19 protein-coding genes are annotated in these 26451 nt (G+C 59.4%); 13 read left to right on the forward strand and 6 right to left on the reverse strand.

The window, feature by feature from the left end:
- Window positions 1-4: 4 nt before the first annotated feature.
- The 5 genes from JJ917_10925 to JJ917_10945 all read right to left on the reverse strand — a co-directional run bounded on the left by JJ917_10925 (window position 5) and on the right by JJ917_10945 (window position 15753).
- Complete coding sequence (locus JJ917_10925; protein MBO6699333.1) at window positions 5-1981, reverse strand: chromosome segregation protein SMC; 1977 nt, start codon at window positions 1979-1981, stop codon at window positions 5-7.
- Window positions 1965-6464 (reverse strand): N-6 DNA methylase, encoded by a 4500-nt coding sequence (locus tag JJ917_10930; protein ID MBO6699334.1) that lies wholly within the window; start codon window positions 6462-6464, stop codon window positions 1965-1967. The genes JJ917_10925 and JJ917_10930 overlap by 17 nt, the downstream gene beginning before the upstream one ends.
- Window positions 6465-6466: 2 nt before the next feature.
- Window positions 6467-9232 carry a DEAD/DEAH box helicase gene (locus tag JJ917_10935; protein MBO6699335.1) on the reverse strand — a complete coding sequence of 922 codons (2766 nt, stop codon included), beginning with the start codon at window positions 9230-9232 and terminating at the stop codon, window positions 6467-6469.
- Window positions 9229-14415 (reverse strand): DEAD/DEAH box helicase, encoded by a 5187-nt coding sequence (locus tag JJ917_10940; GenBank protein ID MBO6699336.1) that lies wholly within the window; start codon window positions 14413-14415, stop codon window positions 9229-9231. Before JJ917_10940 ends, JJ917_10935 begins: the two co-directional genes overlap by 4 nt.
- A 111-nt stretch (window positions 14416-14526) precedes the next feature.
- Window positions 14527-15753, reverse strand: a complete 1227-nt coding sequence (locus JJ917_10945; GenBank protein MBO6699337.1) for an ATP-binding protein — start codon at window positions 15751-15753, stop codon at window positions 14527-14529.
- Between the two features lie 288 nt (window positions 15754-16041).
- On the opposite strand from JJ917_10945, the gene JJ917_10950 reads away from it, so the two are divergent.
- The 7 genes from JJ917_10950 (at window position 16042) to JJ917_10980 (ending at window position 23414) form a co-directional block, all read left to right on the forward strand.
- Window positions 16042-17235, forward strand: a complete 1194-nt coding sequence (locus tag JJ917_10950) for a DUF932 domain-containing protein (GenBank protein MBO6699338.1) — start codon at window positions 16042-16044, stop codon at window positions 17233-17235.
- A 134-nt stretch (window positions 17236-17369) separates the two neighbouring features.
- Window positions 17370-19424, forward strand: a complete 2055-nt coding sequence (locus tag JJ917_10955) for a ParB/RepB/Spo0J family partition protein (GenBank protein ID MBO6699339.1) — start codon at window positions 17370-17372, stop codon at window positions 19422-19424.
- A gap of 209 nt (window positions 19425-19633) precedes the next feature.
- Entirely contained in the window at window positions 19634-20680 is a 1047-nt protein-coding gene (locus tag JJ917_10960) for a toprim domain-containing protein (protein ID MBO6699340.1), read from the forward strand.
- Window positions 20681-20943: 263 nt separating this feature from the next.
- Complete coding sequence (locus JJ917_10965) at window positions 20944-21924, forward strand: DUF2493 domain-containing protein (GenBank protein MBO6699341.1); 981 nt, start codon at window positions 20944-20946, stop codon at window positions 21922-21924.
- A gap of 117 nt (window positions 21925-22041) precedes the next feature.
- Window positions 22042-22512: a hypothetical protein gene (locus JJ917_10970; GenBank protein MBO6699342.1), complete on the forward strand. Its 471-nt coding sequence runs from the start codon at window positions 22042-22044 to the stop codon at window positions 22510-22512.
- Window positions 22513-22587: 75 nt separating this feature from the next.
- On the forward strand, window positions 22588-22860 hold the full coding sequence (locus JJ917_10975) for a hypothetical protein (protein ID MBO6699343.1): 273 nt from the start codon (window positions 22588-22590) through the stop codon (window positions 22858-22860).
- 218 nt (window positions 22861-23078) lie between these two features.
- Entirely contained in the window at window positions 23079-23414 is a 336-nt protein-coding gene (locus JJ917_10980) for a DUF736 domain-containing protein (protein ID MBO6699344.1), read from the forward strand.
- 40 nt (window positions 23415-23454) lie between these two features.
- On the opposite strand, the gene JJ917_10985 is transcribed toward JJ917_10980, so the two are convergent.
- On the reverse strand, window positions 23455-23688 hold the full coding sequence (locus tag JJ917_10985) for a helix-turn-helix transcriptional regulator (protein ID MBO6699345.1): 234 nt from the start codon (window positions 23686-23688) through the stop codon (window positions 23455-23457).
- 176 nt (window positions 23689-23864) lie between these two features.
- Here JJ917_10985 and JJ917_10990 point away from each other — a divergent pair, with 176 nt between their 5' ends.
- The 6 genes from JJ917_10990 (at window position 23865) to JJ917_11015 (ending at window position 26447) form a co-directional block, all read left to right on the forward strand.
- The gene (locus tag JJ917_10990; protein ID MBO6699346.1) at window positions 23865-24131 is read left to right on the forward strand and encodes a DUF2285 domain-containing protein; all 267 of its coding nucleotides are present in this window, start codon (window positions 23865-23867) and stop codon (window positions 24129-24131) included.
- Window positions 24132-24273: 142 nt separating this feature from the next.
- Window positions 24274-24444 carry a hypothetical protein gene (locus JJ917_10995; GenBank protein ID MBO6699347.1) on the forward strand — a complete coding sequence of 57 codons (171 nt, stop codon included), beginning with the start codon at window positions 24274-24276 and terminating at the stop codon, window positions 24442-24444.
- A 64-nt stretch (window positions 24445-24508) separates the two neighbouring features.
- Window positions 24509-25006, forward strand: a complete 498-nt coding sequence (locus JJ917_11000; protein ID MBO6699348.1) for a DUF2285 domain-containing protein — start codon at window positions 24509-24511, stop codon at window positions 25004-25006.
- A 186-nt stretch (window positions 25007-25192) separates the two neighbouring features.
- Window positions 25193-25477: a helix-turn-helix domain-containing protein gene (locus tag JJ917_11005; protein ID MBO6699349.1), complete on the forward strand. Its 285-nt coding sequence runs from the start codon at window positions 25193-25195 to the stop codon at window positions 25475-25477.
- On the forward strand, window positions 25474-25938 hold the full coding sequence (locus JJ917_11010; GenBank protein ID MBO6699350.1) for a DUF2840 domain-containing protein: 465 nt from the start codon (window positions 25474-25476) through the stop codon (window positions 25936-25938). Before JJ917_11005 ends, JJ917_11010 begins: the two co-directional genes overlap by 4 nt.
- Window positions 25935-26447, forward strand: coding sequence for a S26 family signal peptidase (locus JJ917_11015; protein MBO6699351.1), 513 nt, complete (start codon window positions 25935-25937; stop codon window positions 26445-26447). The genes JJ917_11010 and JJ917_11015 overlap by 4 nt, the downstream gene beginning before the upstream one ends.
- Window positions 26448-26451 lie beyond the last annotated feature (4 nt).

The following is a 26451-nucleotide window of genomic DNA, read 5'->3' on the forward strand; positions in this document are numbered from 1 at the left end:
AATGTCACAGGTCGCGCCGCAGAAGGCGGGCCGAACCGGGTGCGCCCCGCAGCACCACCCGACGCCAGGGATCACAATTGACTTCTTGCGGCGGTTTCGTCGTGGTCGTCACGACGTACTGAAAAACAGCACCCGCAAGCTCTTCCTCAAGCTGTTTCAGAAGCTGGAAATACTCATCGTAGATTGTTTGACCCAAGTCGGCTTCACGCGGACTGTCGTGGATCAGAAACGCAGGAATGCGCGTTCGCCCCTCAATACTCAAACACAGGCAGGAAAGATCGAAGGCGAGCACCTTCAATGACTCGATAGCCGCAGTCCGTCGGTCTCCTCCTGCCTCGACGCTGATTTCAAGACCCTTGCCAGTTAAACGGATTGTGCCTTTGACATCACCACCAAGAAGACGGCGAACAATTGCTGAGAACTTCTGCGAAATCGCACCAATGGTCTGCGCCTGCTTGTCCTCGAAGCCGCGCACCTGCTCCCGCACACGCTGCAGCTCACTATCAGCGGAGCTAATCGTCGTCTTCGCGGCAGCAAGCTCATCGAAAAGTTCTGCGCAACGTTGTGCGTCTTCGACACTGCGGGTCGCGGTTCGCCAAGTCGTATTGCGGGCGTCTGCCGCCTCTTCTAGCCTGCGCACGCGTTCTTCTGCTTGCTGAACATTTTGGACGGCGAGCGCTATCTCAGGTTTTGTGCTTTCGATCTCTGTTCGCACACCGGAGACAACTTGCGCTTGAGCCTCAACCTCTTGCCGCTTCGCATTCCACCGCGCTCGACATTGCGCAGCGTCAGGAAGCCGATGGGACAGCTTACAGCCTTCAGCCAAGGCTGCATCGAGCGGAACTTCGCAGATCGGACAGATTGGACTTGCGGCTGTTTGTGCGGCCGCAGACAGCCCTGGAATTTCGCTGTTCAGTTGACTGAGAATCTTTTCTTCCAGCGGCAGTTTTACCTCAAGACCTGCTACTTTGAGTTCTGCCTCGCGCAGCGTCGCTCTTGCCGCCTTAAGTGAGTTCCGTGCCTCCGATAGTTCGGAAGGATTGCCGGCAGGCAACTTGGCGGCGGCCGCGAGTCGCTGCCTCGCGGCTGACTTCAGGGAGTCGAGACGAAGAGGCATCTCCGGGAGTGACGTATCGCTCAGGCCAAGATCGCTCACGAGCCGATCAACGCGGCGGGTCTGATCCCACTCAAGAAATGAGCGCTGCCGTTTCGCCTCTTCCAATTGTCCTGAGATCTCCTGCTCCCGGCGTCGAGCGGCTTGCTCGTCCTCGGTGATCGCCATCAGAAAGGCGCGCATCGCAAGAAGGCGCGGTCCCTTCGCATCCCCACTCGCCGGCTGCGGCGCGTCGGACCCCGATGCGGGCGAGCGCCAATCCAGCACGTCGTCGAAGCGGCATTCCTGATCGCGAGACGCCCAAGCGAGCGCGATAGGCCAAGCGTGTTGGCCTGAGGGCAACCTCGCTAACTGTGCCGTGCCTTCACCAAGTACTGCGGCGTCTATGGCTTCGATAAGCGGCTCAATGCCGGTTGCCGCATCTTCCATCGTCGCGACGGCATTAAGATCGCCGTCCTTGATTGCGAAGTGTTTGCGTTGGGCGCCTAGCGGCCGCACGACCGCCCAACAAGCCCCGTCTAGGATCACTTCGGCGCCGACGACTCCATTCAATAACGTCGTCGAGATCGCATCCCGCTGCACCTCGTCAGCAAAACGGACTTCGCCAAGACAATACCTCAGTAGGCGGCAGAACAGCGTCTTACCGCTGCCGTGCCCAATAGCGCGCACGTCGCTGTTTGGATCATCGGCTCCGTCCGGAGACCAAACGATGTTAAGGCCCGGCCGAAGCTCAATGTCGCGGATAACCTCACCACCCGGTGCCTCCCATATCTTCAGCCGACGCACCCAGAGTCGAGGCTCATTGAGGCCTTGCGGTACCTCTACGCTCAAAGGCGGAACCGGGAAGAGGTCATCCTGTTGCAACATTGCCGATCCAGTCCCGAATTTCGTCGGGTGCTGCCTCTATGGTCGTATCGATGTCGAGATTTCGTAATACAGTGAGCGCGAATTTGGCCCGTCCCTCTGGCCAGCCGGCTGTGTCGAAAGCCTCAAGGCCTGTTCCGGGAGCCCAGGTTCCTTGAGCCAGATCTTCGATCAGCCGGCCATTCCCGCGATGGTTCGTGATCGCGGCATTCCATCCTGGCGTCGTGCGCGCTTCAAAGCCGACGACATTGCCAGTATGAGGTTCAGCCTCCTGGCCCACCAGCCGCCGCCAGTCTTGCTGATCCTGACCGGTAAGTAGCGACGTCAGTAAATGCGGCTCAAGCATCATCACGGCCGCGAGACGGATAGTCCGGATCTCTGTTGGCTCATCCAGCGATTTCAGAATAGCCGCAAGCGCAGCTGTCGGATCATGCTGCGATGACGGCGCTGCCCGAGCCCAGATCGCATCGGGCAGCTGTTCGAGCGACGGGAGTTGGATGGGTTGTTCGGCCCAAGGTTTTCGGGATTCATCCGCGCCATGACAAAGGCTGATATCGGCAGGGGGCGGCGATAGCGGCGTCTGGTAAGCTACCCCTTCGGCTTTGGCTTTTGCCATCGCGTCGTAGGCTTCAAGCACGAGCCGTTTTGTACGGAACTCGCCGTGATCGCGTTCCTCGTACTTTCGAAGAACGGTGAAGGAATCGAGGAGCCACTCTGCTTGTTCACGGTTTAAGGAGTACAGGTGCAAAACAGCGGCATCAATTTCAGCCTGCAAAACTGTACGGCGGTAAGCGTCCCACTTATAGGGAGGCGTTTTAGTGCTTATGCTGTCCGACAGGCCCTTGAGTTCCCAACTTGTATAAAAAAGTTCGAGCGCTCTGCGGTTTATCCAATCTCTAGTGGGCTCTCCCAACCAGGCCATTGTGAGATCAAGCGTCGCCTTGGACAGCATAGGAAGTTGTTCGACGTTGAAAAACGACATCCTGTTCGACTTCTGTCTCAAGGCGTAATCGACAACTAAAGTCGAAAGAAACGTAGAAAGAGCAAGTTCATCAGCTGGTGGCAAGCTGGAAACTAGAAAAGGTGACGTGTCACCTAACCCCACTTTTGGTGCAATCGTGCCTACGAAGCTCCGTTCAGTAGGACCAACATCTCGCCACGTGTAAAACCACTCGCGATCTGAATCCTTTTCAAGTAATTCTTCGCACAAACGAGCATCGACCCAATAGCGAGGCTGCACGCAATACTCTGCTAACTCGTGAAGGCTGTCAGGCACTCTTGGCAAGACGCCTTTATTGGCCTGTTTTTGAGATTGGTTCTCGTAGGTGCCGTATCGATGATCGAAGTGCCAGTACATTTTGCCTTCGTAAAGGGGATATACCTTCCTTCCATCTGTAAGCACTGCCAGCGCGCCGCGACGCTCTTCAATTATTGGCGCAACGTCCTGATGGTCGATGAACTGCCCAGAATCAGTCGCCATATTGAAAAGCGTTTTGAACGTGAGCTGCCAGTCATTACGTACTACCGTGTTTCCGTCCTTTTCGATCAGGATTGGCGCGGCAGTGTGGATTGCCGCAGTAACCTTGGCGTCTCTGGCCCAACGAAACGCTGGCAAGTTCAAAGTGTTCGGGTTGATCGCTCGAATTTCATCGACGGTTAGCGAATAGCGCTTTTCGGGATCAGCGATTTCAGCGGGTTGCCGAATATGGGCAGTGAACCAGGGTTGCTCGACTTTTGCTGCAGACCCACCGAGTGTTAGTAACCCGAATTTTGTTTCGTTGTGGACCGCTCTGAATATTTTCTCTTCATTTTCAAATCCATAGAAAGACACTAGAGATTTTTCAGATAGTATGTGCCCGAGAAATTCTCTGTAAGTGAAGCCAACGACCAATCCATTTGGAATGATTAGGCCGGCTCGTCCAAACGGGTGAATAGCTTGCCGAGCTAGATCGACAAACACTGCGTACGTGTTTACCTTCCCCGGGCTACCGAATGGAAACCTGCCGCTGCTCTTGTAGAAGTTTACTTCGGCTGCGGTGCTTCGAAGAGCGTCCTGCCACATTTCATATGCTTCCGGCTCCTCCAGCTGCAGTCTATTGATTTTCTTCTTTCGTTCCGAAGCGTTCTTCGCGGTCGCAATTTCTGGGTGCGACAACGCGAAAAGCTCCTGCTCCTGGACCTCAACCCGTTCCCAAGGTGGATTGCCCAGCACCACGTCGAAGCCACCGCGTTGCATGATGTCGGGAAACTCCAGCGGCCAATGAAAGGCGCGGGCTTTGCGGGCGGCGTCGATACTGTTTGCGAAAAGCGGGCCGAAGAGTTGCACACCCCGCAGCCATTCCCAGACCGCACCAGAAGTCGGCACGGTCTCTGCACCCCGGCGCGGCAGGCCGTCCGGCCCGGCATGTGGGTCGTCTTTCGTCTTCGGCAGGAGGAAGGCTGAGACGTAGAGATCGCAGGCGGTCTCCAGCGTCCAGGCAGTCGCACCTTCCGCCGTCAGGGCATGCAGCTTCTCAGCTTTTGCCTCGATCTGCCGGACCGTGTTTTCCGGCATGGCGCGCAGGCGCGCAAACTCGCGCATAAAATCCTGCTGGCGGTTGAACCCGAAGCCGCTGTCGATCTTTTCGCGCTCTTTGACTTCGCGCTTGTTCTTGTCGCGATAGTATTTGGCGATCGTCTTGTCATCGCCCGTCAGCGGTTTGTAGGCGGCATCCGGAATGCCACCTTCCAGAACGGTGAGATCAAACACGCCTAGCAGTGCATCACCACAGCGGATTTGCGCATCGAAGAACCCAAGCGGCAGGCCGGGATCGACGGTTTCGATCCAGAGCGCGACCTTGGTCAACTCCACCGCCATCGGGTTGCGGTCCACCCCATGAATGCAGGACCGCGCGACATCCCGCAGCGCATGGCGAAAATCCTCCTGCGCCGGTGTGCCGTCGGCGCGAATGCGGGCGACGCGCGATGCGATCCGGCGAGCGGCCGCGAGGAGGAAGTGTCCTGACCCGCAGGCTGGGTCGATGACAGCGAGGTTCAGCAGCGCGGCTTCTGGATCTTCCGCCTCTGCCTCAGTCTTGTCGAGAACAGGGTCGAGCGCGGTGTCGAGCAGCGCCTGAACGAGGCTGTCGGGCGTGTAGTAGGAACCGGTGGTCTTGCGCTGATTGCCCTTCTGCTCGGCGGCGTCGGACGCAAAGACCAGCGACTTGCCATCATCACCCAGCTGGGGCTGGAGTTCGAGCAGGGATTCATAGACCGACCCCAATTCCTCCGTCTCCATGGCACGCCAGTTGACGGGCGACATGCCGGTTCTTCCCTGAAGCCAGGACAGGCGATAGAGCGCCTCCATGAAGGCGCGGTTGCGCAGCTTCGCCGTTTCAAGGCTTGGCAGCATGTTCGATCCAAAAAGCCCGCCTAGCGCAGGCAGCGCCAGCGCCTCCTGTCCGCCCGCCAGTGAGCCGAAAATGATCTTCACCCCCTCATAGCGGTCATGGTGGCGGTCCCATGTCGCCCCGCGAAAACACTGAGCGCGAAGATGGGCCAGGCTGTAGCCGTCCGCATAAAGCTTGCGGGCCTCAGTGCGAGAAACCTTCGGATGCAGAAGGTTTCGGTCTTCCGCCACCATCAGGAAGATCAGCCGGTAGACGAGACGCAGCAGCTCGTTGAACCACTCGGTGAGGTTTTGCTCGCCTGACTGAAGCTTGGCCGCGAGCGCCGGATTGGCCTCAAGGAAGCCCGAGCCAAGTATGTTGAGGGCGAGTTTGACCTGCACCGCAAGCCGATCGCGCGCTACCTCTCCCTCTTTCGTGCCCGTTTCCCGCCAGCGCTCCAGCGCACAGTCGGTGGCGGGGGCACCCGCATTCCCAAAACGGCTGCGGCAGATGAGGAGCCAGAGCAGACCGAACGACGCAGCATCCTCGTTAGAGAACATCTGGGCAAGGTCCGCTTCTATGAATGCGGGGCGCGTCAGAGAGGCGTTGTCCCGCATCAGACGGATGACGACGCCATTGGTTGCAAGTCCCCAAAGGGCATCATCCTCTTCGTTGAGATAGTCCTGCAACGCAAAGGCGGGCGAGCGGGAGCGCTCGACCGAGAGTGTGGGGCTGCGTCGGTCAAGCCGGTCTTCATCCGGCGGCACGACGATGACAGGAATCCGATGACCGCCAGCGGAGAGCGCGATCAGCCCTGCGCCATCCTCAATGTCATCAAACCCAAACGTCTCCTTGAGGAAGGCCTTCACGAAACGGCACGTTGCGTCGGCAGAGGGATTGCTCAGCTTGCTGAAGGCATCAAAATGCGACTGGCCGACCCGGAAGGCGGTGGAAATTTCCTCTCGAAGCGTCAGACCCTTGCGGACGCCATAGTCTTCCGGGCTCTGTTCGGGCGCAGCGCGCTCATCAATCCGCGCCAGCATGGCAGGCGCGATCAGATTGCCTTCGAGGCTGATCGACGGCCAGGCGGAAAGGTCGGTGACAGGACGACGGGCCATGCTCAGGCCTCGTCCGGGATCAGAACGAAGAGCCCGATCACATCCGGCGGCAGCACCGCTTCAACGCTGACCCTGGAGGCGGAACCCGCTGCGGCGCGCAGGCGTGCATGGTCTTCGACGAGTTCCTCTGCTCGTTGCCTGATAAAGTCCGCAAGTGGACCTTCAAGCATCGCAGGAAGCTCAGCTTTGGCTGCGTCAGAGAGGCGTCTACGCGCGATGTCTGCGAGGTCAGCAGTCGCCGGCGTGCCGAGCCTGTCGCGGACCTCGTTTCCGGACGCAATGATGGTCTGGCCCTGTAGCGCGACAAGCGCAGCTTCCTCCGCAAGGAGAAGCCTTTCCTTCCGCGCATGAATAGTCAGCTTGTAACGGATCCGCAGCAAAGCAATGCGCGTCATGACGGACACCGCTGGCGTCGGCCAGGCGCCAACGCGGCCGATCCCAAGATCGGGCAACGATTCAGGTTCGAGAGAGGCTTCGAGGAGGCTTTCCGCCAGAGAGGACGTCAAGGGATGGGTCCGCGTCAGAAGACTGGTTCCCGAAGGCGCAGGTTCAGCGGTGGCAAGCCTCACCGAGTCCCTCAGTCCGCGCTGATCCAGTTTTTCTTTCAGGCTCGGCTGCAATGCGTGGACATGGGCGAGATGGACGGCGCCCTTCTTCTCGAGCGGTACACCGAATTTCCTCAGGGCCCGGTCAACAAATACCCTTGCGTCATCAGGCGAGCCGAGCAGGTCTTTCACCTTATTCCATTCCGGTGCGACTTCACCCGGCTTCATGGCGTTCTGGGCAAATCGCGCGCGTGATTTCTTTTCATTCTCGCTGGCATCGCGCCACCGCGCCTCAATGGCGCGCGTGCCGTCATCGAGCCTTAAATCGAGAGCGAGTTGTTGTTGCCCGCTGCGACGCAGCATCATCGACGCCATCAATGCGTCTGTGACCGCTCCCCGTTCTTCCGGTAGTGGAACGGTGACCCCGGTTGCTTTCCTGATCTCTTCTGCTTTTCGCAAGATGACGTCCAGAACCGCGCCGTCGATTGCGCTGTCGGGCGAAAACATCATGATTGACCGAACCAGTTCAGCAGGCTGACCAAAACGGTCAACGCGGCCCTCTCGCTGCTGGTGGCGCGTCGGGTTCCACGAAAGATCGTAGTGAACCACGGTGTCGAAAAGTTGCTGGAGGTTGATGCCTTCAGACAGGCAATCGGTGGCCACGAGAATTCGCTGCGTTTGCTTTTGTGAGTCTTCGGACGCCATTTCGGCAACCCGGTCACGGCGCTCATCAGGTGTCAGTTCACCAGTCACCGCTTCAACTGTGAGTTTGCCAAACGCCTTGCGTAGCCGTTCCTTCACGTATTCCGCGGTTGCCAGGTATCGGCAAAACACGACCGGGTTTACCCCATCTTTGATTAGAGGTTTCAAGGCGCTAACGAGCGCATCAATTTTTGGGTCTGGCTCGGCTGTAAGCCCTTCTGCTCTATCAAGCAGCGCAAGCAGTTCAGGGTCTGACGTGAAGACCGTACCCGGCTCGAGGTCAACGGCATCTTCGTCATCGCCGTCTTCATCGTATATCTGGGGTTCGAGGCGCTCAGTCTCATTGCTGGCGCGGTTCCTCAGGGCACTGAGCGCAGCAGCCGGTGACGACCCAACGCAGCGCATAAGCGCGAGCGTTCCCCAGAACGCCAACCTTTGATCGCGTCGCTGACTCCCCGCGCGTGACACCACGCCAAGGCAGTAGTCGATGACCGCCTCCTGAAAGTCCAGGTGCGGTCCCGTCAGCCGATAGGAAAACTCCGTGGTCTCATGTTTTGGAAAGGAACGCGTCTCATCCCAGTCACCTTCAATCAGGTCCACACGTCTGCGCTGAACAAAATGCCGCGCGAGGCGCTCCCGATAACGCACGTTGTCAAAGTCTGCGCCGGCGAACTCACCATCGATTAGTGATAGGAGCCTCGCGAAAGCCTCTTCATCGCCCGAATGCGGCGTTGCAGTCAGCATGATCAGGCGACGATTGACGTCTTTTGCAAGCCCCTGAAGGAGATCGAAGCGCTGCTGTTTGCCCTTGTGGGTGCCGACGCAGGCGTGAGCCTCATCCACAATAACGAAATCGGGGCAAGCCCTTGCAAATCCGTCCCGCCGTTTCTCTGCTTTAATGTAGTCAAGACTGACGACCGTGAAGGGAAATGCGTCAAACAGCGTCTGGGCCAGGGGCAAATTGCGTTCAAGACGGGCCGCTGTTCCCGAGGTCACCGGGACCGCATCAATCCCAAACCGGTCCTTGAGCTCAACGAGCCATTGATCCACGAGGTGCGGCGGGCAAAGTACAGAAAAGGAGTCCACCTCGCCCCGGTCCATGAACTCTCGCAGGATCAGTCCGGCTTCGATGGTTTTTCCAATCCCCACATCGTCAGCAATTAGAAGTCTCGGAACCTGAAGCCTCAGAGCCATTAGCAAGGGGACAAGTTGATAAGTACGAGGCTCGAAAGCCAGATGAGCGGCCGACCTGAACGGGCCGGCGCCCCGACGCAGTGTAAGTCGAAGCGCGTCGCTGAGCAGGGCCGCCTTCGATTGAACGGTTGGCACCGCATCAGTCGGCAGGTCGAAACGAGCAGGTTCCACTGCCGTCAGTTCGAGTTCAGGGTTGAGCAGAACGATGTCGTTTTCGTTCCCAGAAAGCGGACGCAATGCCAGTACGTCACTATCAGGTGCAGGAAGTGCTACCCACTCCCGTCCTCTTGCCCGGACAAGATCTCCCGGTGACACGTTGAAACTCATGCGTCACCCCCCAACAGTGTCACCAGCTTAGATGGCAGACCATCGTCAGGACTTGAGGGCAGTGAGACGATCTCCCAACCCTTTTCCAGGGCCTCGCCTGCCACCTCATTGGTCACCGGTTGCAGAGTTGCCGCAACACGATGTGTTTTCCAGCCGAACTCGATCTTTGAGTCACCGAGTTCGAGATGCAACGTATCTGGTTCTGGCAGATTGGCTGCAGCAAAGGCATTGAGCCATAAATGAGCCTCCGCGTCCGGCTTTGTCCTTTGCAGAACAATTGTTTCGCCACGGGCGAGGTCAATCAGAAATTGCTTCACTTCATCGCTCGCGCGATCAATCTGCTCGTGATCGGGCTGATTGAAATATGAGAGCAGGCACCGATAGCAGCCCCTAACGCAGGCCTCATGGTCTGCATTAGTGAGCAACGTGGCATCACCTGCGCCAATCGCCTTGTCGATATTTTGAAAGTGCATCAGCTCAAGCGCCGTCTTGGCCACCAGCGCGATTGCCTTAGGGTCATCGATGAGACGCGTCAGAACGCCCGCGCCGCCTTCGGTCGCCTCATAAGCAAGCATCGCCCGGCGATTGTCCCGTGCAGGCAAGGGCTCGCCCAATACTTCGCCTTCTTCTAGCTGGTAGACGACCTCGATCCCCCTGAGCAGGGCATGCTGCAGGGTGGTGATCGTTTGAGGAGCATAGGCTTGCGGATCTGTAATCCGGAACAAAAGCGCGTTCTTGTGGTCCCTGACGATCGGAACAATCCGCACAGGCCTCACAACGTCCGGCGCCGCGTCAGTCTCCGTGTCTTCGTCCTCGGACTTGGCCCAATATCCTGTTCTTGGGTCAATATAGAAGCCGAAGACGGTTTGATCCCGTCGGCGCTTGAGCCCTTTGTTCAAACGACTGATCTCGGCGCTGTTGGCATACTGCAGCGCCAACAGACTTTTCTCACCACACCGGAAATCAGCATCGGTGACCTGAATCTGTCCTTCCTTGCGAGGCCAAGAGAAGACCGTCTGAATGTCAAAACCCTGGCGCACCCGCTCTTCATCATTTGCCGAAATGCGCTCGGTCGGCATGGCCTCGACATTGTCGATCCGCAGTGTCTTCTTGATCGGCACTTCCCCGGCCATATGCGCGTTGCAGCCATGGCAACGTTCCACCTCATTTTCATGGCAAGCGCCACAATCCTGGCAGATAAAGATATCCTTTGTTGCGAGCTCCGAACCGTCACCACCTCGTGCTTCCGGGGGCAGCTTCGCTTTCATGACGCGATAGGCGCGGCCCTCGTGATAAATCAGACTCCGTGGGCCAAACTCGGAAATCGCCAGGAACCGAGCCCGCGACAAAAACGATCCGGTTTTGTCTTCACCCGGAATAAAAGCGTAAAGTGGCAGTCGCGGAAAATTATAGCCCGGCAAAAAGCCCTCAGTTGCTAGATACCGGTAAGAGTAGAAATCCGAACCATTCGATGCCTTGCCTTGCTCAAGGATGGCGATCTGATCACTCGCCTGAATTTGCGCCGACTTGATCTTCCGTCGATCAGCTCCTGAGAGTCCTGCAATCTCTGATCGAGCATTGGCTTCTGACAGTTGACTGCGCGCTGACTTATAGAGGTCCCGCCATCGACCAAACGCCTGGTCAAACGACTTCGGCGCCTCCATGGCCACCCTGAGGACGAAGTCATCGGCATCATCCATCCATGTTGGGAGTGCTCCGCCATCAGCCGCCAGAATGGCATGCAATACGCGCTTCATGGGTACCATTGCGGACGAAACGAGCGATGGTTTGCTTATGGCGCTCAGGATGTCGCCTTTGAGCCGGAATTTCTCCGCTTGCAGATCGAGTATCTCCGGGATGTCCGGAGACAGGGCCAGCTTAGATTCTGCAAGCCAGACGGCATGAAGATGAGAGCGAACGAGTTCCTCATTTGTGATGTCGAGAGCTGGGGGCCTCACAACGCCGGCAACCATATCGTTGCGGCGATCAAAGAAATACTGATCGTGCGGCGATCCTGAAGCACAATACGCGACCACCACCGCAGCCTGACCAGAGCGCCCGGCACGTCCTGCGCGCTGCGCATAGTTGGCCGGCGTTGGCGGCACGTTTCGTAGGTAAACGGCGTTCAGTGCTGAGATATCAACACCGAGTTCCATTGTCGGGGAGCAAAAGAGCGCCGGAAGGAATTGGTCTGACTCACCTGTCGCCTTTATCTCGGTTCTGTATTCAGAACCCTGCAGATTGCTCTGGTCGTCGTTTTCGAACCGGAAGCGCCATTCGCGCCACTCGCGCTGTTTTTGAGCTACCTGTGCGGTGTGCTCCCGGCCTTCCAGCCCCCAATATGCGCTCCGCCCCAGGGCGAGATCGCTCGCAATGGAGAGATATAGGTTATGGAAATACTCATTTCCCCGCGCAGCCACGTCTCGTAGCGCATCCCCTGGCACGAGCCTGACAGCCGACGGCGTAAGCCGCCAGCCCATGACATTTGTGTCAATTTCGACGGGAACAACGAGACCTTCATCGGAAAGAAGTTCGAGAAGGCGTCCGAGAAAATCCAGGTAGTCATTTTTGCCCAGTTTTGTTCCGATGACGCTATTCTTGTTGATCAGTCTGGCGATACGAGAATTATGGCCCGCGCGTAGGAGCGTTTGTTCTTCGCGCAGGCTGACCACGCCCTTGCCGGGTGCGCGCTGAACCAGCGCAGACCTCCCGCGAGGCTTTTCCTTACTGTCGATGGCCCAGGGCGAACGGAGCAGCGATCTGGATTTCTGCGCCACGCCGTCGAGCACCGCGAGATCCAGAGCCTCTGTGTTGACTGCAAGACCGGCGAGCATTGCGCTGAGCAGTTCTTTGAGGAGTTTTTGCCGTTGGTCGGCGGAGACTTCTCCCAACTCCGGCAGCACAGCCATCATTCGTTCGCGGTCGTTGGCAATTTCCTCGAGACCAACAAATCGCACATCAATCAGATTGAGAACTGAGAGGCTGGGATTCGTGTAACGCCACCCGCGACGGAGATCTGTCCAGACTCGATGGGCAAGCACTTTGGCGAGCGCGCGCTGTGCATCCTCACGAATAACCGCACCTGCAGATGGATCCAGCATCCAATGAACCCGCGCCCCTGCATTGGATGAGATGAAGCCAAGCGCCTTGACGACCCTGAGGCCGAATTCATCCTCGCTCAGGCCGTCATGGCCATCGTCAAGTATCGCCCGCAATATGGCACCGCGTAAAAGGCTGACAAAAAGAAAGTCATTGAAATGACCGGACTGAAGCGCCGCGTCCTGCCGATTATCCGTAAATCCGAGAAGCTTTCGCTTCGTATCCGGAACCCCACTCTCGGCCGAATTCATCCATTCTAGGGCGCTCGACACCAACAGAGTCGTCGCCGAGCTACGGCCTTCACCCGATAAGCCAGCAAGTTTGCTGCGTTCCCGCATGCCCTGATTCGGTTCATCCTGACAGCAAAGGCAAAACGCGAATTTGCCCGGCACAAAGAAGAACTCCCGGCCGCCTGAACTGTGACGTCCATCGGTTTCAACAAAAAAGGAAATAGGAGCACGCGCTCTGCGATAGGACCGCAACCGCTCCACGCCATTGCGTTCCTCAAGCCAGCTTTCGGGAAACGTGCTCAGGTCTCCGTCGAATACAAAATCGGCGTCGCCTTCTGGCACGGGGCAGAGATAACCAGCGACCTCAGAACCGTCTTCTGACTCAAGCGGAGTATCGTCGATGCCTCGCGGCAGAAATCTCGTATGGCCGTCATCGTCAGTCTTCGTAACGACATGATATTCGTGACCGCAGTTTCTGCAGAAGCGTGTTGGATACAGTCGGTTGCCGGGCGCGTTTGGATCCTCCAGCTGCCCTTCAAATAGGATGGTTCTCGGATGTTTTGTAAGCGTCGCGAAGACCTCACCAGCGCCGGAGATAAAGCGGTGAAGTTTGAACGCGAGAAATGCCCGTTCTCCGCTTCCTCCTCTCTCACACTCCGGGAGGCTGACCTTGGTCAGGAAATCCTGGAGAACACCTTTACATACCTCAGAGCTTGAGCCGCTGTCTGCGACGAGGCGATCAACCGCACTTTGGAAAGGTACCGGCTTTTGTCGTTTGAGCTCGAGCCCATCATCAAGACCAAGAGCAAGCTCGGTCCAGACCGCCAATGGATGCGTTCTGAGTGTCTGATCATCCAAAACATCGGGAACGCCGTCAGCAAGAGCCGATGGCAAAGCAGAAACAGCTTCTGCCAAACTGATATTATCACTCGTAGCACGCTGAAGGGACTCATCAATAACGGCATCGGGACCGATATCCGCGCCGAACAAACGGGAGGCGACTTTTGCCACAGCAACAGCTCGGCTTTCATCTGATCCCTCGGATGCCATCGTGGCCGAAGTACCGATGCAGACAGGCGCCCTGTCGGGTGCGCATCTGTCTCGAAGTCGCCTGACAAGAACGGCAACGTCTGCACCTTGTCGTCCCCGGTAGGTATGCAGCTCATCCAGAATAATGAATTCCAAGCCGCTCGCATTCTCGACCACTTGTGCGTCAAGCTTATCCTGACGCGTCAGAAGGAGCTCAGCCATCATATAGTTTGTTAGAAGTATATCCGGTGGATTGTCCGCAATCTTCTGGCGCTCTTCCTGACTTTCCTGCCCGGTATATCGCTTGATCACTGGGCGCATTTTGTCCGGAAGGCCCGACTGGCTGATGAATTTGTCGATCTCCTTCAACTGGCTATTTGCCAGCGCGTTCATCGGATAAACGATGATCGCCCTTGTTCTTCTTGGTTTTCCTGCGCGCAAGGCCCGGATAATCGCGTCCACCACCGGCACAAAAAAGCACATGGACTTTCCCGATCCTGTGCCGGTCGTCACGACATAACTCTTGCCCGCTTTCGCCTTTGCGATTGCTTCGGCTTGATGCCGATAGAACGTCATGGGAGCATCGCCGAAACGAAACACTTTGCCCGTGGCCTCATCCAGATCGCCCGACTCTACAAGTTCATCGATATTCTTGTCCGACCGATAACGGGGATTGAGTGACAACAGTGCCTCGGGCCAGAAACGCCCTTCGTTATACTGGCGATCAATTTCAGACCTCAGATCTTCCGATCGAATTGAGGTGAAGGAGCGTGAGAACTGCTCATAGGTTGTTATAAGGTGCTGATCGAATTCAAAGGCTTTCATTTACTACTGCGCCCCCATGAGAAAAATTTCTTTTTGATACTTCCCTTTCTTTTGGCGGAGAATGGCCATGATTTTTAATACGGTCCGTTCTGACCTGTTCGCACGGTACATTCATTTTGACGACCATAAGCACGAGAGTGGAACCGCACGCATATTTTCTGCGAATGGAACGACTTGATCATGGTCATAGAGGACGATCCCCTGAACGAACCGATCTCCACATGCCTCTGCGAGTCTGCGAATTCCTGAAAAATCGCCTGCTGACACTGTAGCCGATGACTTCACTTCGACACCGACAACTTCTCCGCGCCTGTTTTCGATAACAACGTCGACTTCATTCTTATCCTTGTCTCTAAAGTGGGAGAATGAACATCTCTGTTCGCTCCAGGTGGCTATCTTCTGCAATTCGCTGAAGACAAATGTTTCCAAGATTGCGCCGAATGACGTTTTGTCCTTGTGGACAACATCTGGAGAAATATCGCGCAGTGCAGCAAGTAAGCCAGCATCCAAGAAATGAAGCTTCGGTGATTTAGTCAGGCGTTTCAGCTTATTGGTAAACCACGGTTGCAGGGTTTGAATGATAAACAGGCTCTCGAAGACGCGGACATATTTCTGGGTCGTCACATGATTGAGATTTATTGCGCTACCAATGCCGGAATAGTTCACGAGTTGTCCGGAATGCTCGGCCAAAATGCCGAGTAGCTTTGGCATGATCGCGAGTTGTTCGATCTGTGCGATATCACGAACGTCGCGTTGAACGATTGCGTCCACATAACCATGATACCAGTCCTGCCTACGAGCCCATTTTTGGCGATCAAGTGCCTCGGGATAACCGCCCGCTAGAACCATCTCGATGAGATCGTCACCAATTATTGTGGTCTCGACCGTTGGCGCAGCGCCATTGAATGCGTTGTCCAGAAACGTCGACTTCGCACCCTGAATCTCTGAACGAGAAAGTGGAAGGAGCTTCACCACCTCCATTCTGCCGGCAAGAGAATCGGCTACCTTGGGAACTGTCATAAGGTTGGCAGAGCCAGTGAGAAGGAACCGGCCTGGGCTCTTGTCTTTGTCTACCTCTGTCTTGATAGACAACAGTAGCTCCGGGGCACGTTGGATCTCGTCTATGACCGCCCGTTCAAGGCCGCGCAGAAATCCCACAGGATCCTCGGTTGCGGCCGTCATGACAGTCGCATCGTCTAGGGTGAAGAATGGGATATCTTCAGCAGCTATGTCGGTGGCCAACGTCGTTTTACCGGACTGTCTGGGCCCTGAGATCAGTACAACGCGTGTATCAGTCAGCGCCTCCTGAATTCTATCCTTCACAAAACGATCGTACATTCACGGCCCTTTACTTTCGACCAGATGAAAGTACGCACGCGACCATCTGAAAGTCAACGACTGACTGATTGAAAGTGGTAAGCCGACCATCTGAAAGTCGGACGCAAGATCGCTCTTGGTTCCTTGAGGGGAAAGCCTTCCCCTGAGACCGAGCCTGTCGTCTCGTCCGACCCCTTCTGCGGGGAGACCCCGCAACGCCCCCTAAGAGTGAGAGGCCTGCGGCTGTCGCCGTGACGGGTTTGGAGGTCGAGAGAGAGGCTCTCGGACCGCCCGTCATGGAGAACAGCCATGACAGCGATTGAGATCATGAACGGCCGCCCCGAGAGCGGCGGCTACAAGGTGGATGTGTCCCGCGGTGGGCACAACGGGCGGGTGTCGTCCGGATGGTTTTCCCGGCCCGACGACGAGAAGTATCTTTCGCTTTCGGACCTCTACGCCTCAGTGAAAGGCCGCGCCGAACAGAGCAAGACCCGAACGGTCGAGAGCGCCGCGATCCGCGTCGAAGCCCATCGCGACGATCCGGAAAAGCTGGCGCTCGTCCTTCCGGACGCCGAAGCCCCAGTCGCGCCGACCCATTGGAGCTTCGGCCAACTCGCGAGCCTAGTCGGCGCCCCGGCCGCCTATCTGCGCCAGCTTCCCGCGCCGCTCGCGGGCATCAACCTCCAATACGGCCTCACCAACCATCGCGCCGAGCAGGTGAAGACGATGGAGGTCGCAAACGGCCGCACCGAACTGCGCGCCGTCACCGGCCCGGACTATGGCCGCATCTACGACCACGAGCTCGTGTCGGCCGTCCAGCGGATCGCGGGCGACGGCGTCGGCGACACACGCTGGAAGGTGCCGGGCATGCTCGACTGGTCGACGGGTGTCTACAACCCGATGGTCGACGTCACCAAGGAAACGACCACGCTCTACGCCTCGGACCGCGACGTCTTCCTCTTCTTGGTCGACGATATGAATCCGATCGAGGCGGGCACGCTGCCCGACGGATCGCCTGATCTCTTCTTCCGGGGATTCTATTGCTGGAACTCGGAGGTCGGCGCGAAAACGCTCGGCATCGCGAGCTTCTATCTCCGCGCGATCTGCCAGAACCGCAATCTCTGGGGCGTCGAGGACTTCCAGGAGATCAGCATCCGGCATTCGAAGTACGCCGCCAACCGCTTCGCGCACGAGGCGGCTCCGGCGCTGGCAAACTTCGCGGATTCCTCGCCGCAGCCCTTCATCCAAGGTATCCGCTCCGCGCGCGAGCGGATCGTCGCGCGCAGCGACGAGGACCGCACCGACTTCCTGCACAAGCGCGGCTTCTCGAAGGCGGAGACCGGCAAGATCGTCGAGACGGTGCTGGCGGAAGAAGGCCGCCCACCCGAGAGCGTCTTCGACTTCGTCCAGGGCATCACAGCGGTTGCCCGTTCCAAGCCGCAGCAGGATGTGCGGCTCACCATGGAGACCCGCGCAAAGAAGCTTCTGGAGGCCGCCGCCTAAGTCCGGCGTACCGCTTCTTCTCGACCCGCCGTCCACGGTCCATCGCTTCCGAAGAGGAAGAGGTGGGCCGTGGTTTTCGTGACGGGTCTGGAGGTCAGAGAGAGTCTCGTGACCGCCCGTCGCGGAGACATCCCATGACGAAGTCCAAGAAGATCACCCTCAGCGCCTCGCGCGACATCCCCTTCAACAAGCTGGTGCTCAGCCAGTCCAACGTCCGGAAAGTCAAGGCCGGCGTCTCGATCGAAGAACTGGCCGAGGACATCGCCCGGCGCACGCTCCTGTCGTCCATCACGGTCCGGCCCGTGCTCGACGATGACGGCGCAGAAACCGGCATGTTCGAGATCCCGGCCGGTGGGCGTCGCTACCGCGCGCTCGAACTGCTCGTCAAGCAGCGCCGGCTCAACAAGACCGCACCCGTGCCCTGCATCGTGCGGACGGATGGTCTGGCGGAAGAGGACAGCCTCGCGGAGAACATCCAGCGGGCGCCGCTGCATCCGCTCGATCAGTTTCGCGCCTTCCAGGCTATGCGCGAGAAGGGCAAGTCGGAGGAGGAGATCGCCGCAGCCTTCTTCGTCTCGGTCAATGTGGTCAAGCAGCGCCTCAAGCTGGCCGCCGTCTCGGCGACACTGCTGGACGCCTATGCCGAGGAGGAGATGACGCTCGACCAACTCATGGCCTTCACGGTCAATCCCGATCATGAGCGCCAGGAACAGGTCTGGGACGCGCTCAAGCAGCATTACAACAAGCAGCCCTACGAAATCCGCCGTATGCTGACCGAAGGCGCCGTTCGTGCCTCCGACCGGCGGGCGCAATTCGTCGGCCTCGACGACTATATCGAAGCGGGCGGTGAAGTGCTGCGCGATCTCTTCCAGACCGACGATGGCGGCTGGCTACAGGATGCGGCTTTGCTCGAGACGATGGTCACCGAGAAGCTGAAGGAGGACGCGGAAGCCATCCGTGCGGAAGGCTGGCACTGGATCGAGGTCGGCACCGACTTTCCCTACGGCCACACCTACGACCTGCGGCGCATTCGCGGTGAAGCCGAGCCGATGAGCGAGGAGGAAGAGAAGACCTACGAGGCGCTCAAGACTGAGTACCACAAGCTCGAAGACGACTACGCCGAGGTGGATGAACTCCCCGAGGAAATCGACGAGCGGCTCGGCGAAATCGAGACGGCGATGGAGGCGCTCCAGAACCGCCCGATCCGGTTCGAGGCCGAGGACTATGCCATCGCGGGCGCCTTCGTCAGCATCGACAGCTCCGGTGGTCTGCGCGTCGAGCGCGGCTATGTCCGGCCCGAGGACGAACCGGCCGTCGAAGCCGAGGACAATCCCGACGGCGAATATGTCGATCCCGATGCGGACGATGCAGTCGCTGACACTTCCGATGCGGTGACAGATCAGGATGAGGAAGACGATGACGACAGCACTAAGCCGCTGTCGGACCGGCTCGTTTGCGAACTGACCGTCCATCGCACCATGGCGTTGCGTGATGCGCTGGCGAATGATCCGCAGCTGGCGATGCTCGCCTGTCTGCACACGATGGTCCTGCAGCTCTTCTACCAATACGGCCAGGACAGCTGCATCGAGATCAGCCCGCGCTCCACGCAGTTTGGATCGCAAGCGCCGAACCTCGGCGAGGCGAAATATGTCCAGTCACTCGATCTCGCGATCGAGACCTGGGCGGGCAATCTCCCGAAGCAACCGGAAGATCTGTGGGAGGTGCTGACCGAGTGGGACAGCGACAGCCGCGATGCGCTCTTCGCCCATTGCGTGGCCATGACCGTCAACGCGGTGCAGGAACCGCATCACCGCAAGCCGCGCCAGATCGCCCATGCCGACATCCTGGCTTCCACTCTGGGCCTCGACATGGTGAAGGCGGGCTGGACGCCGACGGCGGACAGCTATCTCGGTCGCGTGACCAAGGCGCAGATCCTCGCCGCGGTGCGCGAGGCGAAGGGCGACAAGGACGCCGACCGCATCGCCGGACTCAAGAAGCCCGACATGGCCGAAGCGGCCGAAGAACTGCTGGCCGGCACGGACTGGCTCCCGCAACCGCTGCGTACGGTTCCGCTTGCGGATGACGCCGACGAACCGGAATTCGAGATCGTCGATGATGGCGATGTCGCGTCGGAGGAACCCGCCGTCGAGGACGACGAAGAGGCGCTCGCACTCCAAGCCGCCGAGTGAGGGCACAAAAACAGGCGTTCGGCGGCTCTCGGTCGATGGTTCGAACCAGCCGATTGGGTGATGATCAACCTGTCGCCGAAGCCGCCTTCGCCCAATTCTTCGAGCAATAGGCGACCGCCAACCGAGGGAGACCTTCCCCCAACTCCCTCGACCCGGGGCCTGTCGGACGCGGCAGGCCCTTTTTTCTGCGCATCATTCAGGAGACCGACATGGACAGCACCGCCGCAGACCTCTCGCAGAAGCTTAGCCGCGAGGCGGAAGCTGTGTGCCGCCAATATCTCTCCAATGGTCGAAAGCATGGCAACTACTGGATCGTCGGCGACGTCGACAATTCGCCCGGCCGCAGTCTCTATGTACGGCTTGCCGGACCGACCCGCGGCAAGGGCGCGGCGGGCAAATGGACCGATGCTGCCACCGGCGAACATGGCGATCTGCTCGATCTCATCGCCGCCAATCTCAACCTCTCGACGCTGCGTGACACGCTCGAAGAGGCACGACGCTTTCTCAGTCTCCCAAGACCGGAGCCACCGGCAAGAGAGAGGCAGTCACCGGCTCCGCCCGGCTCGCCCGAAGCGGCACGGCGACTCTGGGCGATGGGCCAGCCGATCGCGGGGACGTTGGCGGAGCGCTATCTCTCTGCACGCGGATTGAAAGACCTTCGACGCGTGAGCGCGCTTCGGTTCCATCCGAACTGCTACTATTGGCGGGAGGACGCGAATGCGAATGACCCACCCGAAGCCTGGCCAGCCTTACTCGCGAAAGTCACTGACACTGCCGGAACGCTGACTGGTGTGCATCGGACGTGGTTCGATCCGCAGACGGCGGACAAGGCTCCGCTCGATCCCAACCGCAAGGCGATGGGCAACCTGCTCGGTCACGCCGTCAGGATCGGATCACCGACAGACGTCCTCGCTGTCGGCGAAGGCTTGGAGACGATGCTCTCGTTGAGACAGGCACTTGCCGGTCTGCCGATTGCTGCGGCGCTGTCCAGCAATCATCTCGCAGCGTTCGATCCGCCAACCGATCTTCGCCGACTCTATGTCGCCATCGACAATGACGCGGCGGGACGGGCGGCGTTCGGCACGCTGACCGATCGCTTCGAGGACAGTGGCCTGCACCTCTTGCCGCTGCGACCCATGCTGGACGATTTCAACGGCGATCTCCGGAAACACGGCATCGACGAGATGCGCAGTCATTTGCGTCCCCAGCTCTTGCCGGTCGATGTTCCGACCTTACTCGCGGTCGAGACCGACTGACGCAGAGAACCGATCGCGTCAGTTGGACAGGCGATAGAGCCCTCGCCACGGAGCCGCGCCTGACGGCCTTCCCGAGAGGGGCGAGCCAGAGCGGAACCCGCCCGTTCCGGCAATGGCTGCGGCGACACCGTTTTCCGCCGCCGAGGACAAGCCTCGGCTTTGCATCGCGATCCAAAACGGCGCCGCCTCCGCCATCCTCCGCTGGCGCTCCGGTCCCGCTGCCGCGGGATGCAGGCCCGGTCGCGCCCCGCTTTCCGTCGCCCATGAAGGCCGCGCGAGGCGCGGTCAGCTACAAGGAGGCCTACTCGCCCATGACCCAGCACGAACCCGAAACCCGCTCCGCCACAGCCCTCGTCCTCGACGAACTGCAATTGTTCGGACATCGACCGTTTGCCGACGAACCCGATCCGCGGCCACTCCCAGACGCCGGAACCGTCGAAGGTGCGATCGCCGGCATCTTCGACGCACTCGTTGTCGCCCTTGGCGACACACGGCTCGAACCCGACCTCGAAGACCTGCTCTGGTCCACGACCAATGTCTTCCACCGCATGGCGATCCGGATCGACCGCAAGCTCGACGACAACGAACAGGCGCAGCGGCGCGCGCAGCGCAGCCAGGACGGGTCAGAAGTCCGCTCGGTCGAACTGGAACGCCTGATCGCCGAAGGACTGACGCTCACCGAACAACGCAACGCCTATGAGGGCATGCGTGATCTCGCTGCCGAGCATTTCGAAGCGCATCTCGGCCAGACCTGGCATCCGCGCTCGGGCAGCCACGTCAATCGCAAGCACATGACCGCCGCGATGATCGACAGCCGCGACTATCTCGATGCCAAGCGCAAGACTGAACTCGAACCGCTGATCCCGACAGGCACCAAGATCGCCTTCACCGGCGGGCAGGACGTCGCCGACACCGCAGCCATCTGGGCCGCACTCGACAAGGTCCGCGCCAAGCATGACGATATGGTGCTCTTTCATGGCGGCTCGCCCAAGGGCGCCGAACGCATCGCGGCCTGCTGGGCCGACAATCGTAGATGCCAACAGATCGTGTTCAAGCCGGACTGGACCCGCCACGGCAAGGCCGCGCCGTTTAAGCGCAACGATCTACTCCTTGAGACGCTACCGATCGGTCTGATCGTCTTCCCGGGCTCGGGCATCACCGACAATCTCGCCGACAAGGCCAAGGTGCTCGGCATCCCGCTTTACGATTTCCGCGCAGCGAAAGGCGGGCGTCATGATCCGTGATGCGCATATCGCATCGCGATGCGCTGCACGGGAATATTCCGTGAACACCGCCAATGTGTTATGCTCAACCAGTGCCGTCGCGGTGGTGGAGGCGCAGCCCATGAGAGGAGGCCGCCCATGTTCATATCCGCATTTCTGAGCGTCATCGGCCTCGGTTTCCTCGTCTGGGTGCTGTTCGCACTGGCCGTCTACGCGCTGCCCGCCTTCGTCGGCGTAAGCGTCGGCATGTATGTCTACGACACCGAAGCGGGCGTGATCGCGGCATTGGTGGCTGGCATGTTTGCCGCCGTCTTCACCTATCTCATCGGCCAGATCATCTTCGCCAAGGTTCAGTCTGTCCCCATCCGCCTCACCATTGGCGCGCTCTTCGCTGCGCCCGCAGGCGTCGCCGGATTCTCGGCGATCAAGGGCCTGTCGCAGATCGGCGGCGCTTCCGAAGGCTGGACACTGGCCTTCGCGATCATCGGCGGAATCGTGACCGCTGGCACCGCTTGGGTGCGGATCGCCAGCCTCGTCGGTCCCATCGGCGAGGACGATGTGCAGCACACAGACGCCATTCAGGCGAGCCCGTTCGCGAACGATCACTGAAACCCCGCCGCCAACGACGATGCGGCGTCACCGTATGGGGCGAGACGGTTTGACGCTCGACCAAGAACTTTTGGCATGACGGGTCTAATCTCGTTCGAGAGCCTGGACCCAGCTCAGCACATCTCACATGCAGCCGAAACGCGGTGGGAACGAGCATTCTCGGATTGCGATGAATGTCCAGCGACGACCCCGCTCTGCGCCGTTCTGCACGCCAGAGCCCGTCTTTCTCCGATCGACATTGCCGATGGATTGCCCGGTCCGACGGTGGCGGTCATTTCTCATCCCATGCCCTCGTCACCCGCGTCCGTCACGGCCTCTCATTGGGCTGATCTGACCGGGATCGGCTGACGCCTCGACCGTCTCAGCCGCAACGCCGGGTTCGGACTTTCTTCCCCTGGGCTTTGCCCATTCCTCGCGGGACGACCCTGATGGGTCCAAGAAAGACCGCCCCCGGCGTCCTCCGCTGGCGCTGCGGGCCAAGGGCTGCGTCGACGGATCGTCCCGGTCCTGACGATCGCCATCGAGACCGCGACGGGCTCGGGATCGAAAGCCAAAGGAGAAATGACATGGCCACCATCGGAACCTTCAAGAAGACCGGCAACGAATACGTCGGAGAAATCGTCACCCTCAACGTGCAGGCGCAGAACGTCCGCATCGTCCCCGAGGACAGCACCTCCGGCGAGAACGCTCCCTCCCACCGGGTCTTCGTCGGCCGCGCCGAGATCGGCGCAGCCTGGTCGAAGCGCTCGAACGAGAGCCGCGACTATCTGAGCCTCAAGCTAGACGATCCGAGCTTCACCCAGCCGATCTACGCGAACCTCTTCGATGACACGGTCGTCGAAGGCGGCGACGAGACCTTCAGCCTCATCTGGTCGCGGGCGCGCCGCAAGAACGGCGACTGACCACAGCGACTTCAGCCTCGCCTGGGAGACCGGGCGGGGCTTACGTCTGTTCAGCGCCCTCCGAGGCGCTTTCCTTCAACAAAAGATCCGGTCGCACATCCAGTGCCAATGCGGCGTGCCAGAGGGTAATGATTGTAACGTTCTGCTGGCCGCGCTCCATCGAGCTCACGTGCGCGCGATCCACGCCCATCTTCACGGCAAGCGCTGCCTGGCTCATGTCAGCTAAGGTTCTGTAGTGCTTGAGATTGTTCCCAAAAATCTGCCGGATATCCATCCGACGACAAAAGACCTATCGCGTATTTTAGTGCGACGTACTATAATACGCGCTCGATACGGCACCGTTCAACAAACCGACGCGGAGATCCAGCTCTTCAATTGTGGCACCGTTGGCGGAACCGCAAAAATGAGGCATTAATCATATGGGCGCAGGCTAGCCCGCTGGGGGACTAAATGAACGATAAGAACAGTATTCGGTTTGCCGACGCGCCTCCCGACAGCGACCACCTGACCGACTATGACCGTGCCCAGTTCAAGCTCTACGCACGCCTGCTCGACGCTGAAGCCGACGGAGCCACACTCTCGGAGATCGCGCACTACCTGTTCGGGATCGATGCCGAAGACGAACCCGAGCGTGCGAGACATGTACACGACAGCCATCTCGTGCGCGCTCATTGGGTCGCAGAGCAAGGCTACCGTGAGCTTCTGACCAACGCCTGAAGTCGCAATAAGCGAGCATGCGCGCGATGCCTTACGCGCATCGCCCTATGCCATCCGTCTCCCTACGCTTTCCCGTTTAACGCGAGCATATTGCTGAGTCCAAAGCGTCTGACGCTCGGCGCGTAACAGTTGGAGAGCGGATATGCCGACGAACTGGCGAGACGAAACCGACTACGATTACATCGAAAAACTCGATGCCTCCGGCCTGGCCTGGGAATGCCTTAGGCGCAATCCGGACTATCGGGCCGCGTTTCTGAACATGACCGAGAACGAGGCGGCTGCTTGGGGGTTACGATTTCCCGGTCGATCCTGAGCTAAAGGCAACGGATGCGAAACTCTACTGGCGACCTTCTGTTGCACCAGCCGTGACGTCTTTGATGACGGCCAAAAATCTCTGTGAGGCCGAACACGCTGTCTTCGATCATATCATCCTTGAAACGAGACGCGGCACCCATGGTCGCTACTGGTCGTGCATTCGTACCGGATTGATCGTCGTTTCGGACGACGCCTTGACCGAAGATCGCCCCCGCGCCGTGATCATCCCTTTGACGCCTGACTGGTCCATCAGAATCGCCACGGCAGAGCGTCTAAGGCGTCTCTGGCGCGGTCAAACCTCGCGCGCTCTGTTCACCCTTCAACGGCGTAAACGCATCGGTCATGCGCTGCGCACGAACGATGCGCGGCAATCGGGGACGCGTCTGCGCGACATTGCGGTGACTTATTTCGGCGCACGACGGGTCGCTGCCGAACCTTGGAAGACGAGCGCTCTGAAAGCACAGGTTGCGCGCCTCGCAAACTACGGTCGAGCACTTGTCGGTGATGGCTATCGCCAATTGCTGCGTGGCAAATCAACGGCCCGTTCGCATCGCAAATAGCCGGCATCTGCGTCCCAACGGACATCTTCCAAAGCAAAATCCAGGCTACAGGAGCGCACCCAAGAGGGGGTGACGATTTTTCTTCTGAATCTTCGTCATCCCTCCCAGGCGCTCTTCTCCGCTTCTCTGGCCGCGAGCCGTCCCTTGCATCCCGCGACGGACCCACGATGACCAGAGGAGACCCCGATGCCCGATCCCAATGCCGGCCTGCCACCGCGCTACCTCAGAACCCCCGAAGCCGCCCGATTTCTCGGTCTGTCCGGCCGGACGCTCGAAAAGCACCGCACCTACGGAACAGGCCCGAAGTATTCCAAGATCGGAGGCCGTGTCGTTTACGCGGTCGAAGATCTGCAAGCCTGGGTCAGCCGCGGCGAGAAACGCTCGACCTCGGACGATACGGGCGACACCGTCCTTCCGGCCAAACGGCATGCCGCGATCTCGCCAGCCTATAGCGGCGAGAAGCGCTCATGAGAGTGCGCACGACCATCGAACTCACATGGATCGAAGGCCGCATCGAACGCTGGCTGCGCTTTGGTCGGATCGTTCAAGAGGTGATCAAAAGCCGCTCAGTTCGCGTCGTCGGCGTCGATCCCGGCAGCGTCTTCGCCTTCGTCCGCTGGGCCGCGAACGACTACGGCACGATCGAGAGCCGGATCGACATCCTGCAAGCCGCACGTCCGGGCGAGCGCTATTCGACAGTGCCGTTCGTGACGCCCGGCGGGTTGTCTCTGTTGCGGCTTTCCGGATGGCCCAAGGTCGAAGCTGTGCTGCTCACAATCGACCAAATCCAGGCTGAAGAGATCGCGCCAGAAGACGTCTGCCCGGACCATTGGCGGCACGTTCATAACCGCCTCAGCTGCAATCTCGAGCCGCGCCGCTACACGCCTTTCCGGCATGACGCCTGGCTCAAGAGACGGGCGTTGGCGGCATGAAACGCGCACGCCCATGGCTCATCATCGGCAGCGCCGGTATCGCCCTGATCGCATTCTCCGCGGTCGTCCGCGCCAACCCGATCCTCGTGTGGAACGCCTCGGCCAGCGTGCCCATCGGCTTCTATGCCGTGCAGCCGCTCGACAGGCCAACTGTCGGCGATTTGGTCGTCCTGGAGCCGCCTTCGCCGCTCGGCGACTGGCTCCTGGAGCACGGCTATCTCGGCGCCGATGTCCCGCTCGTCAAGCATGTCGCGGCACTTCCCGGACAGCGTGTCTGCCGCACTGGCGTCACGGTCAGCATCGACGGCACGACCGTTGCGACCGCGAAGGAGCGCGACCGCTTCGACCGTCCGCTGCCCGTCTGGCAGGGCTGCCAACGGCTCACCGACGATCAGATCTTCTTCCTCAATCCCGACACCGAGGCGAGCCTCGACGGACGGTATTTCGGGCCGCTTCCACGCGACACGATCATCGGCCGCGCCGTCCCGATCTGGACGCGGGAGGGCTGACGCG

The organism is Hyphomicrobiales bacterium, from assembly GCA_017642935.1.
Taxonomy (GTDB): domain Bacteria; phylum Pseudomonadota; class Alphaproteobacteria; order Rhizobiales; family MH13; genus MH13.

What these genes read in the sequence shown, in the direction of transcription:
- JJ917_10925 (MBO6699333.1), bottom strand. Translation starts at nt 1,981, where the DNA reads ATGTTGCAACAGGATGACCTCTTCCCGGTTCCGCCTTTGAGCGTAGAG.
- JJ917_10930 (MBO6699334.1), bottom strand. Translation starts at nt 6,464, where the DNA reads ATGGCCCGTCGTCCTGTCACCGACCTTTCCGCCTGGCCGTCGATCAGC.
- JJ917_10935 (MBO6699335.1), bottom strand. Translation starts at nt 9,232, where the DNA reads ATGAGTTTCAACGTGTCACCGGGAGATCTTGTCCGGGCAAGAGGACGG.
- JJ917_10940 (MBO6699336.1), bottom strand. Translation starts at nt 14,415, where the DNA reads ATGAAAGCCTTTGAATTCGATCAGCACCTTATAACAACCTATGAGCAG.
- JJ917_10945 (MBO6699337.1), bottom strand. Translation starts at nt 15,753, where the DNA reads ATGTACGATCGTTTTGTGAAGGATAGAATTCAGGAGGCGCTGACTGAT.
- JJ917_10950 (MBO6699338.1), top strand. Translation starts at nt 16,042, where the DNA reads ATGACAGCGATTGAGATCATGAACGGCCGCCCCGAGAGCGGCGGCTAC.
- JJ917_10955 (MBO6699339.1), top strand. Translation starts at nt 17,370, where the DNA reads ATGACGAAGTCCAAGAAGATCACCCTCAGCGCCTCGCGCGACATCCCC.
- JJ917_10960 (MBO6699340.1), top strand. Translation starts at nt 19,634, where the DNA reads ATGGACAGCACCGCCGCAGACCTCTCGCAGAAGCTTAGCCGCGAGGCG.
- JJ917_10965 (MBO6699341.1), top strand. Translation starts at nt 20,944, where the DNA reads ATGAAGGCCGCGCGAGGCGCGGTCAGCTACAAGGAGGCCTACTCGCCC.
- JJ917_10970 (MBO6699342.1), top strand. Translation starts at nt 22,042, where the DNA reads ATGTTCATATCCGCATTTCTGAGCGTCATCGGCCTCGGTTTCCTCGTC.
- JJ917_10975 (MBO6699343.1), top strand. Translation starts at nt 22,588, where the DNA reads ATGACGGGTCTAATCTCGTTCGAGAGCCTGGACCCAGCTCAGCACATC.
- JJ917_10980 (MBO6699344.1), top strand. Translation starts at nt 23,079, where the DNA reads ATGGCCACCATCGGAACCTTCAAGAAGACCGGCAACGAATACGTCGGA.
- JJ917_10985 (MBO6699345.1), bottom strand. Translation starts at nt 23,688, where the DNA reads ATGGATATCCGGCAGATTTTTGGGAACAATCTCAAGCACTACAGAACC.
- JJ917_10990 (MBO6699346.1), top strand. Translation starts at nt 23,865, where the DNA reads ATGAACGATAAGAACAGTATTCGGTTTGCCGACGCGCCTCCCGACAGC.
- JJ917_10995 (MBO6699347.1), top strand. Translation starts at nt 24,274, where the DNA reads ATGCCGACGAACTGGCGAGACGAAACCGACTACGATTACATCGAAAAA.
- JJ917_11000 (MBO6699348.1), top strand. Translation starts at nt 24,509, where the DNA reads ATGACGGCCAAAAATCTCTGTGAGGCCGAACACGCTGTCTTCGATCAT.
- JJ917_11005 (MBO6699349.1), top strand. Translation starts at nt 25,193, where the DNA reads ATGCCCGATCCCAATGCCGGCCTGCCACCGCGCTACCTCAGAACCCCC.
- JJ917_11010 (MBO6699350.1), top strand. Translation starts at nt 25,474, where the DNA reads ATGAGAGTGCGCACGACCATCGAACTCACATGGATCGAAGGCCGCATC.
- JJ917_11015 (MBO6699351.1), top strand. Translation starts at nt 25,935, where the DNA reads ATGAAACGCGCACGCCCATGGCTCATCATCGGCAGCGCCGGTATCGCC.